16 protein-coding genes and 1 tRNA gene are annotated in these 15,062 nt (G+C 69.9%); 5 read left to right on the plus strand and 12 right to left on the minus strand.

Annotated features, from left to right (window positions below):
• Positions 1–5: 5 nt before the first annotated feature.
• The 6 genes from FCH28_RS22900 to FCH28_RS22920 form a co-directional block, all read right to left on the minus strand.
• A complete protein-coding gene (locus tag FCH28_RS22900) occupies positions 6–746 on the minus strand; it encodes a class E sortase (RefSeq protein ID WP_136741985.1) in 741 nt (246 codons plus the stop codon).
• 26 nt (positions 747–772) lie between these two features.
• Positions 773–2,254 carry a class E sortase gene (locus FCH28_RS22905; RefSeq protein WP_136741986.1) on the minus strand — a complete coding sequence of 494 codons (1,482 nt, stop codon included), beginning with the start codon at positions 2,252–2,254 and terminating at the stop codon, positions 773–775.
• Positions 2,251–2,889 (minus strand): aminodeoxychorismate/anthranilate synthase component II, encoded by a 639-nt coding sequence (locus FCH28_RS22910; RefSeq protein ID WP_136741987.1) that lies wholly within the window; start codon positions 2,887–2,889, stop codon positions 2,251–2,253. The genes FCH28_RS22905 and FCH28_RS22910 overlap by 4 nt, the downstream gene beginning before the upstream one ends.
• Positions 2,886–3,062: a hypothetical protein gene (locus FCH28_RS38240; protein WP_169314225.1), complete on the minus strand. Its 177-nt coding sequence runs from the start codon at positions 3,060–3,062 to the stop codon at positions 2,886–2,888. The genes FCH28_RS22910 and FCH28_RS38240 overlap by 4 nt, the downstream gene beginning before the upstream one ends.
• Before the next feature lie 81 nt (positions 3,063–3,143).
• Positions 3,144–3,836 (minus strand): class E sortase, encoded by a 693-nt coding sequence (locus FCH28_RS22915; RefSeq protein WP_136741988.1) that lies wholly within the window; start codon positions 3,834–3,836, stop codon positions 3,144–3,146.
• A 38-nt stretch (positions 3,837–3,874) separates the two neighbouring features.
• Entirely contained in the window at positions 3,875–4,645 is a 771-nt protein-coding gene (locus FCH28_RS22920; RefSeq protein ID WP_136741989.1) for a DUF881 domain-containing protein, read from the minus strand.
• Positions 4,646–4,826: 181 nt separating this feature from the next.
• Between FCH28_RS22920 and crgA the strand changes: the two genes are divergently transcribed.
• Entirely contained in the window at positions 4,827–5,081 is a 255-nt protein-coding gene (gene crgA, locus FCH28_RS22925) for a cell division protein CrgA (protein ID WP_136741990.1), read from the plus strand.
• Between the two features lie 255 nt (positions 5,082–5,336).
• Here crgA and FCH28_RS22930 read toward each other — a convergent pair whose 3' ends face one another.
• Positions 5,337–6,209 carry a rhomboid family intramembrane serine protease gene (locus FCH28_RS22930; RefSeq protein ID WP_136741991.1) on the minus strand — a complete coding sequence of 291 codons (873 nt, stop codon included), beginning with the start codon at positions 6,207–6,209 and terminating at the stop codon, positions 5,337–5,339.
• A gap of 113 nt (positions 6,210–6,322) precedes the next feature.
• Positions 6,323–6,856: a peptidylprolyl isomerase gene (locus FCH28_RS22935; protein ID WP_136741992.1), complete on the minus strand. Its 534-nt coding sequence runs from the start codon at positions 6,854–6,856 to the stop codon at positions 6,323–6,325.
• Between the two features lie 364 nt (positions 6,857–7,220).
• On the opposite strand from FCH28_RS22935, the gene FCH28_RS22940 reads away from it, so the two are divergent.
• Entirely contained in the window at positions 7,221–7,952 is a 732-nt protein-coding gene (locus FCH28_RS22940) for a DUF5324 family protein (protein ID WP_136741993.1), read from the plus strand.
• A 323-nt stretch (positions 7,953–8,275) separates the two neighbouring features.
• Entirely contained in the window at positions 8,276–8,944 is a 669-nt protein-coding gene (locus tag FCH28_RS22945) for a LysM peptidoglycan-binding domain-containing protein (protein ID WP_136741994.1), read from the plus strand.
• 92 nt (positions 8,945–9,036) lie between these two features.
• Here the strand turns inward: FCH28_RS22945 and FCH28_RS22950 are convergent.
• A tRNA-Ala gene (locus FCH28_RS22950) sits at positions 9,037–9,109 on the minus strand.
• 129 nt (positions 9,110–9,238) lie between these two features.
• Between FCH28_RS22950 and FCH28_RS22955 the strand changes: the two genes are divergently transcribed.
• Together FCH28_RS22955 and FCH28_RS22960 are read left to right on the plus strand one after the other, a co-directional pair.
• On the plus strand, positions 9,239–9,787 hold the full coding sequence (locus FCH28_RS22955; protein ID WP_136741995.1) for a helix-turn-helix domain-containing protein: 549 nt from the start codon (positions 9,239–9,241) through the stop codon (positions 9,785–9,787).
• 63 nt (positions 9,788–9,850) lie between these two features.
• A complete protein-coding gene (locus tag FCH28_RS22960; protein WP_136741996.1) occupies positions 9,851–11,236 on the plus strand; it encodes a serine/threonine protein kinase in 1,386 nt (461 codons plus the stop codon).
• Positions 11,237–11,291: 55 nt separating this feature from the next.
• Here FCH28_RS22960 and FCH28_RS22965 read toward each other — a convergent pair whose 3' ends face one another.
• The 3 genes from FCH28_RS22965 to FCH28_RS38695 form a co-directional block, all read right to left on the minus strand.
• Positions 11,292–12,710, minus strand: coding sequence for a hypothetical protein (locus tag FCH28_RS22965; RefSeq protein WP_136741997.1), 1,419 nt, complete (start codon positions 12,708–12,710; stop codon positions 11,292–11,294).
• On the minus strand, positions 12,704–14,647 hold the full coding sequence (locus tag FCH28_RS22970) for a vWA domain-containing protein (protein WP_136741998.1): 1,944 nt from the start codon (positions 14,645–14,647) through the stop codon (positions 12,704–12,706). The genes FCH28_RS22965 and FCH28_RS22970 overlap by 7 nt, the downstream gene beginning before the upstream one ends.
• Positions 14,648–14,886: 239 nt before the next feature.
• Positions 14,887–15,021 (minus strand): DLW-39 family protein, encoded by a 135-nt coding sequence (locus tag FCH28_RS38695; protein WP_003958712.1) that lies wholly within the window; start codon positions 15,019–15,021, stop codon positions 14,887–14,889.
• Positions 15,022–15,062: the final 41 nt, after the last annotated feature.

Consider the following 15,062-nt stretch of genomic DNA (forward strand, 5'->3'; position numbering starts at 1 on the left):
AGGGCCTAACGGAGTTCCTTCGGGGGCGTGCGCTCCGCGTCGACCTTCTCCGTGCGCTCCAGCTCGCCCCAGACGACGTAGCGGTAGTTCGAGGTGTAGACCGGGGTGCAGGTCGTGAGCGTGATGAAGCGGCCCGCCTTGCGCTTGCCGGACTCCTTCGGGACGTCGTCGAGGACGTCCACGTTGTACTTCGAGGTCTCGGCGAGGATCGAGAAGACCTTGTAGACGTACCAGGTGTCCTTGGTCTCGAAGACGATCGGGTCGCCGTCCTTGATCTTGTCGATGTTGTGGAACCGCGCTCCGTGCCCGTCCCGGTGCGCGGCGAGGGTGAAGTTGCCTTTCTTGTCCTTCGGCAGCTCCGACTTGGCGGGCTTGGTGTAGTAGCCGGCCACGCCCTCGTTGAGGATCTCGGCCTCGGTGCCCTTCCTGACCAGCACCTCGCCGTTGCTCATCGCCGGCACGTGCAGAAAGCCGATGCCGTCCTTGGTGTCCAGCGCGCCGGGGCCCGTGGGGCCGGGGCTCGCCCAGTCCTTGCGCACCTTGTCGCCCTGCTGGTGCGCCTCACGGTCGGCGAGGACGTTGGTCCACCACAGCGAGTAGACGACGAACAGGCCCAGGACCAGCCCGGCCGTGATCAGCAGCTCGCCGATGACGCTGACGACGGAGGCGACGGTCCTCCGTACCCGGCGCGGTTTCGGTGACGGCGTGGACCGGTCGGTGTCCTCGTCGTGTCCCGTGGCAGTCACCGCGTCATACCCCTTTTTACGTTCGCTCAGCTGACGAGCGCATCCGGCTTGCCCTTGCTGCGCGGCCGCTCGTCGACCATCTTGCCCCAGACGATCAATCGAAAGGTACTGGTGAATTCCGGTGTGCAGGTCGTCAGCGTGATGTAGCGCCCCGGACCGGTGAATCCCGAACCGGGCGGCACCGGTCCGATCACGCTGGTATTGCTGGGGGAGGTCTGCGGGAGGATGCTCTCCATCTCGTACGCGTAGTACGAGCGCTGCGTCTCAACGATGATCTTGTCGCCCTTGACGAGCCGGTTGACGTAGCGGAACGGCTCGCCGTGGGTGTTGCGATGGGCCGCCACCGCGAAGTTGCCCTTTTTGTCCCAGGGCATCGCGGTCTTGATGCCGCTGCTCTTGTCGTAGTGACCGACCATGCCGCGGTCCAGCACCGAGTGCTTGTCGATGCCCTCGGCGACGGGCGCCTTCACATCCAGCTTCGGGATGTACATGATCGCGAAGCGCTCGCCGGCCGCCAGGTTCTTCTTCTCGCCGCCGCCCTTGTTCCATTCGTTCTGGAGGGTGTTGGCGGCGCCGCCCGCCTCCTCCTCTGCGAGCACGTTCGTCCACCACAGCTGGTAGGTCACAAACAGCAGCATCAGCACGCCGAGGGTGATGAACACCTCACCCACCGCGCGGCTGACGATCAGGCTGGGGCTGTCCTTGGCGGCTCGTTCGGCACGCCGGGCCTCCAGCCGGGAGAGGGGGGCGGCCGGTTTGTCGTCGGCGGAAGCGGCTGCCGTGGCGGCGACGGCCGCGCCGCTGTGGCGGCCGCGTCTGCCGCCCCGCTTGGCGGCCTCTTGTGCGGCCTTGCGTCGGGCCGCTCGGCCGCCGGGCGCCGGTGCCGCGTCGGTTTCACGTGAAACCGTGCTGGTTTCACGTGAAACAGCGTCCCCGTCGCCTTTCGCGCCGGACTCCTCGGCCTGCCGCAGCGCCATGGTCTCGTCGTCCCGCAACGACTCGGACGCGGCCTGAGGGGCCGGAGGGGCAGGTGCCGGATCCGGTGTCTCCGGGGCGGCGAAGAGCTCCGGTATGGGTTCGGCCGCCGGGGTGTAGGGCTCGTACGCGGAGCCTTGGCTCAGGCCGCCGTAGATGTCGTCGTAGGCGGCCGGTGCGGGCTCGTAGGGCTGCGGCTCGGGAGCCGCCGGCGGTTCCGGCTGGCCGGGCTGCTGGTCCTGACGATGCGGCCGGAACCAGGGCGATCCCTGTGTTCCGGCCTGCTGAGCGGGATGGGCGGATTGCTCGGACGCCCGGGGCCCCGGCGCGGGCGTCGGCGCCTCCTGGCCGGGCAGCGGGTCGTTCAGCGGGTCGTCGAGCCGGCCGACGGCTGCCTCGAACGCGTCGGGGTGGCCGTACGGATCCGGTGTCCCGTACGGATCCTGCTCGTACCCGCGCTGCCGGGAATCCCCCTGGTGTGGCTCGTACGGATCGTGGGACCTCCCTTCACGCTCTGGGCGTAGGGCGGTCACGCGCCGGCCTTGCCGACCACCGGGGCAAGCCCCGTCGAGCGCTCCACGGCCCCCTTGTCGCCGCACTCCACCAGCCAGTTCGCGAGCATCTTGTGCCCCCACTCCGTCAGTACCGACTCGGGGTGGAACTGCACGCCCTCCACGGGGAGTTCGCGGTGCCGCAGTCCCATGATGATGCCGTCGTGGGTGCGGGCCGTGACCTCGAGCTCGTCCGGGACGGTCGTGGGTTCGGCGGCCAGCGAGTGGTAGCGGGTCGCGGTGAAGGGCGAGGGCAGGCCGGCGAAGACTCCCGCGCCCTCGTGCGTCACCAGCGAGGTCTTGCCGTGCAGCAGTTCCGGCGCGCGATCGACCACGCCGCCGTAGGCGACCGCCATCGACTGCATGCCCAGGCAGACGCCGAACACCGGGACGCCGGTGGCCGCGCAGTGCCTGACCATGTCGACGCAGACACCGGCCTGTTCGGGGGTGCCGGGCCCCGGCGACAGCAGCACGCCGTCGAAGCCGTCCTGTGCGTGGCTCAGCGCGACCTCGTCATTGCGCAGCACCTCGCATTCGGCACCCAGTTGGTACAGGTACTGGACCAGGTTGAAGACAAAGCTGTCGTAGTTGTCGACGACGAGAATCCGTGCGCTCATCGGGCGGCCGCCATCCCTTCATCGACCGTGACGTCATTGAAGGGGAGCAGCGGCTCCGCCCACGGAAAGACGTACTGGAAAAGCACGAAGACGACCGCCAGCACCAGCACCAGTGAAATCAGCGCCTTCACCCATGCGTTGCCCGGCAGATGCCGCCAGATCCAGCCGTACATGCGCTCGCTGTCCCCTTGCCGATGCCGATGACGATGTCGATTGCCCCACCAGACTAAGGGGCGAGGGCGGTGACTGGTGGGTCAGCCGGGCAAAGCCGATGGCCTTCCGTGTGCCACGGGTTGGGTGGAATCCAGGTGGGCCCAGGCGATCAGCCGGTGGCTGTGGCCCCACTCCGGCTCGCAGGTCGTCAGCGTGAGATAGCGCCCGGGGCCGTTGAAGCCGGATTTCCGCGGCACGGGATCGATCACGCCGGTGTCGCCGGGCAGCGTCGTATACGGCCGGTTGTCGATGCGGTAGGTGAACCAGGTCGCGCCGTCGCTCAGCACCACCGCGTCGCCGGGCCGCAGCCGTGGGAAGTCCTTGAAGGGGTCGCCGTAGGTGCGGCGGTGCCCTGCGACGGAGAAGTTGCCGACCTCGCCGAGCCGGGCGGTGCGGTCGTAGTGGCCGAGGCCCCGCTTGAGGACGTCGGGCGCGGTGCTTTCCAGTACGGGCTTCGTCCAGTCCGCTCCGAAGCGCGGGATGTACATGACCGCGAAGGACTTGCCCGCCTCATAGCGGCGGGGCCGCTCGCTGCCGCCGGGCTCGGGTGCGGTGTCGGGCGGGGTGACCTGGCCGGCCGCCCACTGATCGTGCAGTTTGCCGATCTCGCCGTCCATCGCGCTGTCGGCCCGTACGCCGGTCCAGAAGAGCAGGTAGACGACGAAGAGGACGATCAGGGTGCCGAGGGTTACGCAGATTTCGCTGAACGTCCGCACGATCCACCGCAGCGTCATCCGGCCCCGCCCCTCCCCGCCGCCCCGCGGCGTGCGGGCTACGGCTTCACAGGCTGTGCGTAGTGGAGATCCACTGTGCCGGAGTAGCCGGGCAGAGTCACCGCCTCGTGCTGGTCGACTTTCCAGCCGAGGCCGTAGGCGTTCACGTACTGCAGATAGTTCTGGATGGCGGGGGAGGCGGTCAGCGCCCTGTTCAGGGCGTCCCGGTCGCCGACGGCGGTGACCTTGTACGGCGGTGAGTAGACCCGGCCCTGGAGGATCAGGGTGTTGCCGACGCAGCGCACCGCGCTGGTGGAGATCAGCCGCTGGTCCATGACCTTGATGCCCTTGGCGCCGCCCTGCCAGAGGGCGTTGACCACGGCCTGGAGGTCCTGCTGGTGGATGACCAGGTCGTTGGGCTGCGGCTCGGGCACGCCGGGGATCTTGGCGGTGGCGTTCGGCGGGGCGTCGGTGAGGGTGACCGTCACGCCCTGGCCGGCCAGCTTCTTGGTGCCGGCGCTCTTCTCCAGCGCCTTGAGCTTGGCCTCCTCGGCCTTGGAGCTGCCGTTGTCGCGCTGCGCGAGCGCGTCGACCTCCTCGCGGAGCAGGGCGTTGGTCTCGTCGTGCGCGCCGTTCTTGTGGCTGCGCTCCTGGATGAGGTCGGAGAGCCGCAGCATCGAATCGTCCGAGCGCAGGTTGGTGCCGCGCGCGGTCTCGAAGCTCACCCAGAACAGCAGCCCGGCGAGCGCGAAGACGGCGAGCGTGAGGAGCCGTACCGGCCGCAGGTGGGGCCGGGCGGGGCGGCCGGCGGAGTCAGCGGAATTGCTCAACGTACCCTTACTCCTTACGACGCCGCGGAAGCACTACGCTAACGGACGCCCGGGCGAGGATCCGCTCCCCGCCGGTTCCCCACCCGGCTCCCATCCCGTACGGCCCCCGCGCGGTTGGGGGCACAGCCCGCTCGAGCGAAGTCGAGAGTGGGGGAGCAGCGCATCGACAGGAGAGTTCCTCGTGCCGAAGTCACGTATCCGCAAAAAGGACGACTTCACGCCGCCGCCGGCGAAGACCACCAGTCTGAAGATGACTTCAGGCCGCGGCTGGGTCGCGCCGCTGATGCTGGCGATGTTCCTGATCGGGCTGGCCTGGATCGTGCTGTTCTACGTGTCCGAGGGCGATCTTCCGATCAAGAGCATGGGCAACTGGAACATCGTGTGCGGCTTCGGCTTCATCGCGGTGGGCTTCGGCGTATCCACGCAGTGGAAGTAGCGCAAGCCCTGCCCAAGACCATCCACACGGTTATCCACAGCCGGGGAAAACTTCAGAAGATCTGTGGATAACCCTCCGGAGGTTGACGCCGGTGTGATCGGTGGCATCCGCCTCCGGTCCCCGGTCTTCCCGGTCCGTACTGGGGAAACGCAGGTCAGGGCGGACCGGAACGGTGGTTCCGCACAGCATGCACAAGATCCGCCACGCACTGTGGACAACTTGGCGGTACGGGCGCGCTGAGCGCGGTGCGGGCCCTCAGCCCACCAGCTGGAGGGTCCGTACCCACACCACGGCGACGATCGCCAGCAGCGCCACCGCACAGGTCGCGATCTGCACCGTCGTACGGCGGTCGCGCGGCGCATGCACCATCCCGAAGGCCACCGCGGCGCCCACCACCAGGCCGCCCACATGCGCCTGCCAGGCGATATTCGGCCACAGGAACGTGAAGACCAGGTTGAGGCCGAGCAGGATCAGCACCGGCTTCATGTCGTACTTCAGCCGGCGCAGCAGTACGGCGGTCGCGCCCAGCAGCCCGAAGATCGCGCCGGAGGCACCGAGCGAGGGCTGATCCGGCGCGGCGAGCAGATACGACAGGGCGCTGCCGCCCAGGCCGGCGAGCATGTACAGCGCGAGGAACCGCACCCGGCCGAGCGCGGCCTCCAGCGGCGGCCCCAGCCACCACAGCGACAGCATGTTGAACGCGATATGCGGAATCTGCTGGTGCAGGAACATCGCGGTGAGCAGGCGGTACGACTCGCCGTACGCGACGCTGCCGCCGTACAGGAAGAGGTCGACGACCAGCCGGCCGTCCGTCAGCTGGGCCGCGATGAAGACCGCGATGTTGATGCCCAGCAGGATCATCGTGACGAGCCGCGGGTTGGCGGCGATCGAAGCGCCCGCTATCGTCCGCGGCGCCGTCGCCTGTGCCGCCCGCCCGCTGCCGTCGCGGACGCAGTCCGGGCACTGGAAGCCGACCGAGGCGCTGACCATGCAGTCCGGGCAGATCGGCTGCTCACAGCGGGTGCAGCGGATACCCGTGGGGCGGTCCGTGTGGCGATAGCAGCCCGGCAGGCCGTCATCGCCGTGCGCGTCCCGCGGCTCCTGCGGGCTGCCTGGCACCTGGTCCATCGGTCCTCGTCCTCTTCTCCGTGTGGGCCGCACGTCAGCACGCCGCCCCGCCCGGAGTACGACCGAGCGGGGCGTAATGGTTCCCTCGGAGCGGGCCGAGGGCAAGACGGGGACTAGCCCTCGCGGGTCTCGATGACCACCGACTCGATGACGACGTCCTGGATCGGACGGTCGGTGCGCGGGTTGGTCTGCGTGTTGCCGATGGCGTCGACGACCTTCTTGCTGGCGTCGTTGGTGACCTCACCGAAGATGGTGTGCTTGCCGGTCAGCCACGCGGTCGGCGCGACGGTGATGAAGAACTGCGAGCCGTTGGTGCCCGGACCGGCGTTGGCCATGGCCAGCAGGTACGGCTTGTTGAACGCGAGGTCCGGGTGGAACTCGTCCGCGAACTCGTAGCCGGGGCCGCCGGTGCCGTTGCCCAGCGGGTCGCCGCCCTGGAGCATGAAACCGCTGATGACGCGGTGGAAGACCGTTCCGTCGTACAGCCGGTCGTGCGACTTCTTGCCGGTCGCCGGGTGGGTCCACTCCCGCTCGCCCTTGGCGAGCTCGACGAAGTTCTTGACCGTCTTCGGTGCATGGTTCGGCAGGAGCCGAATCTCGATGTCGCCCTGGTTGGTCTTCAGGGTGGCGTAGAGCTGCTCAGCCACGATCTACCTTCCATAAGTCTTCACTGACGGTTCCTGATCCTCGCATGGACAGCCACGGCAGTCGTCCGGCCACCACCGCCGGACGGTCTTCGCACTGATTTCTTTGCTACGTCATGCGACGTAATAGAGATGCTTCACCGGGATAACAGCCGCTTTCGCCGGGCAAACCCGAGGAACCAGGGCGACCAGCGGCAAACCGTGGCATTGTCGTCAACAAGGCTCTCCGGAAGGTCACCGATGACCCGGATGCCCGCTCGCACATGCCGTACGTCGCATGAGCAGGCATGATCTTCAAACGGGTGGACAGGCGACACTTCAGACCAAACCCCCGAGCCCCGGACATGCCACCGAGGAGGAGGATCCCGTGACCCGCAAGGACAGCGTGCGCGCCGCGACCGGTACGGCCAGGGACAGCGTGCGGCACGCCGCGGAGGTGGTGGCTCCGTATGCCGGTACGGCCAAGGATGCCGCCGTGCACTTCGCTCATGAAGCCCGGACCCGCGCGGCTCCCAAGCTGGCCGACGCGGCGCACCAGGCCCGATCACAGGCCCGTTCCCAGTACAGCGCCCATCTGCGGCCGCGCATCGAGCACGCGCGGGGCGCGCTGCCGCCCAAGGTGGACGCGGCGGCGCACCGGGCCGCCTGCCGGACCCGCGAAGCCGCCCGGCACGCCGCCGAGTACACGGGGCCACGGCTGGAGCACGCCATGGTCAGCGCCCGCGCCGCGGCCGAGCCGGTCCGCGACGAGGCGATCGCGCGTGGCAGCGCCGCGCTGGCCGCACTGCGCGGCCACGTGACGGCCGCCGAGATCGAGAAGCTCGCCAAGAAGCACAGCCACCGGGCCCGGCGCCGCAAGATCGCCGCGCGGGCCACGGTGGTCGGCGTCCTGGTGGGCGGCGCGGTCGCCATCTGGAAGTGGTGGGACAAGCAGGCCAACCCGGACTGGCTGGTCGAACCGCCGGCGCCCACGGAGGTCGGCGAGCACGGCCGCCTCAGCGCGGTCGACGGCAGCGAGGGCGCCTCCCTCGACCCGGAGGTCCAGGCCAAACAGGCGGAGGCCGAAGCCGACGAGCGCGGCAGGGGCAACACGGCCTGACGCCGGCCACGACAGCGACGGGCCGTGCCCGCCGTCCCCAACGGGGCGGCGGGCACGGCCCGTTGGGGCCTGCTGCGCCATGACACCGTACGGGCTCCTCCAGCGCGCGACGGTGCCCCGGCCGGCCCTCGCACCCGCGCTCAGCGCGCCCACACCGGATACCTGACGCTACGTCAGAAGCATGCGACCGCTCGGGTGAAAAACGCCCACATCTGACACTCCGGACATGCCACCGACCATATTGGCGGGTTACTTGGTCCGTGCCACCGGTCGTGGCGCATACCGCGTCACGGCGCTGCCAGGCACAGCGGAGGAGTTCCGTCATGTCGTCACGTCACGCCAAGCGGTCCGTCGAAGCGATTCTGTCCATGGCGCTGGTCCTGCTGCCGGTCGTCGGCCCCTCGGGCCGCAGTGCCGCGGCAACGACCGGATCGCCGCCACCCGGGGGCACCAACTGGGCGAAGATCGCCGCCTGTGAGAGCAGCGGCCGCTGGCACGTCAACACCGGCAACGGCTTCTACGGCGGCCTGCAGATCCACCCCTCCACCTGGCGGGCCTACGGCGGCCACCGGTACGCCGCGCGCCCGGACCTCGCCACACGGGCGCAGCAGATCGCCGTGGGCGAGCGCATCGTCCGGGACCGCGGCCTGTCCCCGTGGCCCCATTGCGGGCACCTGGGCGCCCCCGGCAGCGACGGTGAGGGCAGTGACAGCGACGGTGACGGCGGCAACGGTGACGAAGACAGCGATGAGGACACAGCCGCCGGCACCAGCCGGCGTACCTCCTCGGCTCCCGGGTCCCGGCAGCGCTCCCACCGCGCCCCGGGTACCCACCACAGGTACGTCGTGAGGACCGGAGACTGCCTCTCGGTCATCGCGGAACACGCCGGCCAGCGCGGCGGTACACGGGCTTTGTACGAGCTGAACAAGCACACGCTCGACGAGGGCCCGGACCGCGTCTACCGGGGGCAGCGCTTGCGTCTGCACCGATGACAGGAGTGCGCCGGCACCGCCGCAGGCACCCCACAACGCACGAAAAATGCCCTCCTACCTGCGATTTCGCAGTGCGGAGGGCATTTGATGGGTGGAGCCTAGGGGAGTCGAACCCCTGACATCTGCCATGCAAAGACAGCGCTCTACCAACTGAGCTAAGGCCCCTTCGCGGACCAGGGTACCCGGTGCCCGGCCGCTTTCCCGACCGGGTATCGCCGCACAAGGTCGCTCTCCGTAGGATGCTTCGCGAGATTCGCGGCAGCGAAGCGCGATCGGGGAGACTGGGGAGACGGCATGGACGCAGCACAGCAGGAAGCCACCGCGCGGGCCCGGGAGCTGCAGCGCACCTGGTATGGGGAGCCTCTGGGCGCGCTGTTCCGCCGTCTGATAGACGATCTCGGCCTCAACCAGGCCCGGCTCGCCTCCGTACTCGGACTGTCCGCGCCGATGCTGTCCCAGCTGATGAGCGGGCAGCGCGCGAAGATAGGCAACCCGGCCGTGGTGCAGCGGGTCCAGGCCCTGCAGGAGCTCGCCGGTCAGGTCGCCGACGGCAGCGTGAGCGCCGCCGAGGCCACCGACCGGATGGAAGAGATCAAGAAGACGGCCGGCGGCTCGGTGCTGAACAACACCACACAGCAGACGTCGTCCACGGGCGCGACGACCGTGCGGCGGGTGGTGCGGGAGATCCAGTCGCTGCTGCGGTCGGTCTCGGACGCGGGGGACATCATCGATGCGGCGAACACCCTCGCCCCCACTCACCCTGAACTGGCAGAGTTCCTCCGGGTCTACGGTGCCGGCCGCACCGGGGACGCGGTCGCCCACTACGAGGCGCACCAGAGTTAGCGGCGGCAGCCACAGCGTTGGCCACAGCAGAGCTTGCGGAGTTCAGAAAGCGGACGGGGCGCAATGGGTGAGATCTTCGCCGGTCGGTATGAGCTGATCGACCCGATCGGACGGGGCGGGGTGGGCGCCGTCTGGCGTGCCTGGGACCACCGGCGCCGCCGCTATGTCGCGGCGAAGGTGCTGCAACAGAGCGATGCGCACACGCTGCTGCGCTTCGTACGCGAACAGGCGCTGCGGATCGACCATCCCCATGTGCTGGCCCCGGCGAGCTGGGCGGCGGACGACGACAAGGTGCTGTTCACCATGGATCTGGTGAACGGCGGCTCGCTGGCGCATCTGACCGGCGATTACGGCCCGCTGCCGCCGCGGTTCGTCTGCACCCTGCTGGACCAGCTGCTGGCCGGGCTGACCGCGGTGCACGCGGAGGGCGTGGTGCACCGCGACATCAAGCCGGCGAACATCCTGCTGGAGGCCACCGGCACCGGCCGGCCGCATCTGCGGCTGTCCGACTTCGGTATCGCGATGCGCAAGGGCGAGCCGCGACTGACCGAGACCAACTACGTGGTGGGCACGCCCGGTTACTTCGCGCCCGAACAGATGCTGGGCGCCGAACCGGACTTCCCCGCCGACCTGTTCGCGGTCGGCCTGGTCGGGCTGTATCTGATCACCGGCACCAAGCCCGATTCCGAGGCGCTGATCCGGCACTTCGCGGAGCACGGCATCCCGAACGCGCCGGAGGACGTGCCGGAACCGCTGTGGCAGGTGCTGGCCTCCCTGCTGCACCCGGATCCGGAGTCGCGGTTCAGGACCGCCACGGGGGCACGCAAGGCGGTACTGGCGGCGGCCGAGATGCTGCCGGACGCGACGATCGAGGAAGAGATCGTCGAGGTCTTCGACCACATCGGGCCGCTGCCCAAGGGATTCGGGCCGAACGGGCCGCTGGGCGCCGGGAGTCCGCCGGCCGGGCCGTCCACGGACGCCGGGACGGGTTCGTCGGCGTCCATGTCGGAGACCGGGAGTTTCCAGCTGGCGCCGCCGGAGCCGAGCACCCCGTTGCCGCAGCAGCCCAGCACCCCGCCGACACCGACCCCGGCGCCCCTGCCGGGCAGTACGCCTCCGGGCCATGGCGTACCGGCCGCGCCGGCCACCCCGCCGCCGGTGCCCTCGTACGAGCCGACGGCCGCCGTCCGGCAGGATTCGGGCGGCACCCGCCCCTACACGGCAGGGCCGCACCCGGTCCCGGGGCAGCCTCCGGTCGGCGCGCCGGGCCTGCCGGTCCAGCCGGCCGTGGTGACTCCGGTGGACCACACGCCCGCTGCACACGCCGCCGCCGGCCGGCCGGTCGCCCCGTACAAGAAGCCGGGACCGCCCCCGAAGGTGGCGGTCCCGGTACTGATCGTCGCGCTGCTGTGCATCGCGGTGGGCGTCTGGGCGCTGACGGCCGCCTGAGGCGCCGCGAGGGCCCTGGCGGTCCCGATGGGCCCCACCAGGGCCCACAGGCCCGCTACCAGCCCTGTGGGGGCCGGAACTGGGCCTGCTGGTCCTGCTGTGACGGCAGGGTGGGTTGGGACGCCTGGGACGACAGCTGCTGCCCCTGCTGGGGGATGAGCGCCGGCCCCGTGGCGGCCGGCGCCCCGGCCTTGCGCCGCGCCACCACCGTCCATGCGCCGAGCCCGGCCAGCAGGACCACACCCGTGCCGATCCCGGCGTAGGCCACCGTCATCAAGGTGCCGCTCTTCGAGGCCTCCTGGGCGGTCTGGCCCGTCCGCGCCATCTCACGGTCCTCGGCCGTGACGGAGAAGTCACCGGCCGGCTTGGCGTAGCCGGGGCCGGCCTTGGCTTCGCCCCGGACGTCCACGCGCAGGGTGAAGTCCGTGCCCTTGCGGAAGTACTGCGCGGCATCGGGGTTCAGCGTGACCTCGAGGTAGTACCAGCCCGCGAACCGCATCGCCTTGACCGAGTCGGTCGAGTTGAAGCGGTTGCCGTAGTCGACGGGCGCGGTGAACGCCGGTGCGGTTGCCGGCTTTCCGCTGTACGAAACGAAGCTGTCGGCGCTGACGAGGCCGCGCGCGGGGTTGTAGACGCCCAGCCCGAGCGCGTTGGAGACGTACGCCGACGACCCGTTCCCTGACGTCCCGTTCGGCAGCTCCGCGCTCAGGTTGAGCCGCTGCCCCCAGTCCACCGGCACCCGGTAGAAGCGGGTCTCGCCGGGCCGGATCCGGTCCTTCCAGACACCCGAGGCGACCGAGCCGGCGTCATTGAAGCCGGTGCCCCCCTTGGCGCTGCGCTTGGTGGGGTCCGTGCGCGGTGCGGGCGTCGCCGTGCTCCAGCTGCCGTCGCCCGGCTTGGCGGGCGTGCTGCCCTTGAGCGGCGGCTCCTCGAGGTAGTCCAGCTCGATCGGCCAGGGGTCGGGCCCCGAGGTCGCCGAGCCCTCTCGGCTGATCACGAGGTAGTAGGGCCCGGCCTCCTGGCACTCCGACGACCCGTCCTCGATGGTGCGGTTGGCGTAGTCGGCGAGGGGGTACGCCGTGCCTCCGCCGCGGAAGGTCGGCGACGCCTCGGAGCCGCAGGTGGTGCCATCGTTGTCCTCAAGGCGGATCTTCAGCTTGTCGCCGTAGTCCTCGACCTTGCTGCCGGGCGTGGGCGCGGCGACCGCCGAGAAGTACGCGCTGGTCTTGGCGTCCAGGGAGACGGCGTAGCGCTTCTCCTCCCCGCGCTTGATGGAGTCTCGGTAGATGCCGGGCTTGATCTGCGGCGAATTCGCGCTACTGGGCGAACCCTTGATCGTCGGCGCGCCCTCCGCCGGCCGATAGCCGGGGATGTTGTCCGCCGAGGCCACGCCCACCGTCCCCGGCAGCAACGCCACCACCGCGAGCGCCGCCAGCACGGCGAGCCCCCTGTTCGTCGTGCGCCCGGTCACCACGACCCACCCCTCATCGGATCCGAACTCCCGTCACCCGGCTGCTGCTTCCTGCGAGCCCGTACGAAGGCCGCCACGAGGCCGGCCAGCAGCAGAACGCCCACGCCGCCGACGGCGACCGCCACCACGCGTCCCGTGGACCATCCTCCATCGCCGTCCTGCGCACCCTCCTCGGAGGGGCCCGAATCGCCATGGGAGACATCGGCCTTGGCCACGGCGGCGCCCGCCTCGGGGCCGGTCTTCTCCTTGCCCAGCACCGCGACCCGCAGCACCACACCGATCTGGGGGTTCTGTGCGATCTCGGAGGCCTTGGCGCCCAGCGTCACCGCGATGTAGAAGTCGCCCTTGTCGTGGACGGGTACGACATTGGGGTTGGTCTCGTAGCGGTTGGTCCAGGCGACCGGCACCGTCCCCATCTGGAGCGACGTCAGCCGCCCGTTGTAGGAGACCTGCGGGGTGAACTCACCGGTACCGCCGCCCACCGGTGCGCGGGACGGCGTATAGACCTGGGTGCGCCCGAAGGACGTGGTCGCGCTGTAGTGCCTGACCGTCGGCTCATTGGCGAACTCCACGTCGTAGCGCAGCTGCTGGCCCCAGCCGACCGGCACCTTGTACCAGAGGGTCTGGGCCGGCAGGACCTTGTCCCGCCAGACGCCCGGGGTGAGCGGCCGGGCGTCGTTGAAGCCGGTGCCCCCGGTGACGTCCTTGGGGGCGGTGGTGGGCACCGGGGCGTCCTTGCCGCCCGCGCCGTACTCCGGCGACGACTGCGCGGGAGTCACGCCCTTCTCCAGCGGATGTTTCACGTGAAACGTCAGCTCCAGCGGCCAGCTGGAGGCGTCCGATCCCTTGGCCGCCTTGCGCTCGACGACCAGCCAGTACCGGCCCGACTTGTCACAGCCTCGGGTGCCGGTCTGCGACGGGATCCGGCTGATGCCCGAGGTCAGCGGCGTCGCACCCTCCCGCTGTCCGAACAGCTCGGTGGTGGACTCGCAGGTGCTGTCGACGCCATAGGCGATCTCGGTGTGCAGGGCGTCGAGGTAGCCGATGGCCGCGCCGGGCTGCGGCACCACGGTCGCCGAGTACTCGGCCGTCGAGACGGCGTCCAGGTCGGTGGCGTAGTAACGCTTCTCGTTGGGCCCGATGCTGTCCAGGTACTGCCCAGGAAAGATGCCGGGCGCGTTGTTCCGGGTCGGGGTGCCGTGGACCTTCATGCCCTTGAACCGGTAGCCGTCCGCGGAGAGTTGGCCAGCCCGTTGCAGCTGACGGGCCAGTGACTTGGCGTCAGGAGCGTCGTAGTACTGGCCGTTGCCGGACTTGGCGATGCACTCCAGCTGGGCACGGGCTTTGCCCGCCACCTGGAAGCCGATGGCGTCGATATGCAGATCGACGCCGGACGCGGCGAGTTGGGCGGCGACCTTGCAGGGCGGCGGCGTCTGGCAGTTGTCCTCGCCGTCGGAGATCAGCAGGATCGTGCGCTTGCCGATCGAGCCGTCGGCGGCCTTGGGAAGGTCGGCGGCGGCCTTGCGCAGCGACAGCCCGATGGGGGTGTCGCCCTTGGGCGTCACGCGCGCGACGGCCCGCTTGATGCCCGCCCGGTCGAGGGCGGCCACGGGCTGGGCGAGCCGGGTGTCGTCGCAGCCCTTGGGCTTGTCGGCCCCGTAGACCCGCAGACCGGTCGGATAGCCGGTGGGCAGCGCGTCGACGACGGTGCCGACTGCCTTACGGGCGGAGGCGATCCGGGTGCTGCCGGAGCCGTCGTCCTCGGCCATCGAGCCGGAGGAGTCCAGCACCATCACCATTCCGGTGCCGTCACCGGCCGGCGCCGCGGGCGCGACCGGTGCGGCCGCCGCGACCGGTGCGATCTGGAGCGGCGCGGCGGCGAGGGCCAGCAGCAGCCCGCCGAGCAGCGCCACCACCCCAGTGCGTGATCGTCGAGCCATGTCCCACGTCCCCCTCGTGTCCCACAAGTCACATCACACAGAACAACTTTGCTTGTGCAAGCTAATAGTGTGCGATAGCAAATTCAAGAGAGCCGGCGTCACGGTCCCGCAACAACACCGCCGCCCGGCGCAGGCTCGGACGGCAGCATGCCATGCGACCCCGCCCCGCCCCCAGACGCACGAAACCCCGGTCACCTGGGGGCAACCGGGGTCTCGTGGGAAATGCTCTGGGTTTGGTCTCACACACCCGAACCTGCGGGCACGGAGTCGGTCGCCTCCGTCCACAGATCCTGCTCGGCGCGATCCGCCTGGATCTGGCGGTACACGAGGAGCCCGCCGATGGCGGCCAGTGCGACCAGGAGAAGCTTCTTCACCGCGCGACCTCGTCTTTCGTTGACGTAGGGGACCTATGTCG

Source organism: Streptomyces piniterrae, assembly GCF_005048155.1.
Lineage (GTDB): Bacteria > Actinomycetota > Actinomycetes > Streptomycetales > Streptomycetaceae > Streptomyces > Streptomyces piniterrae.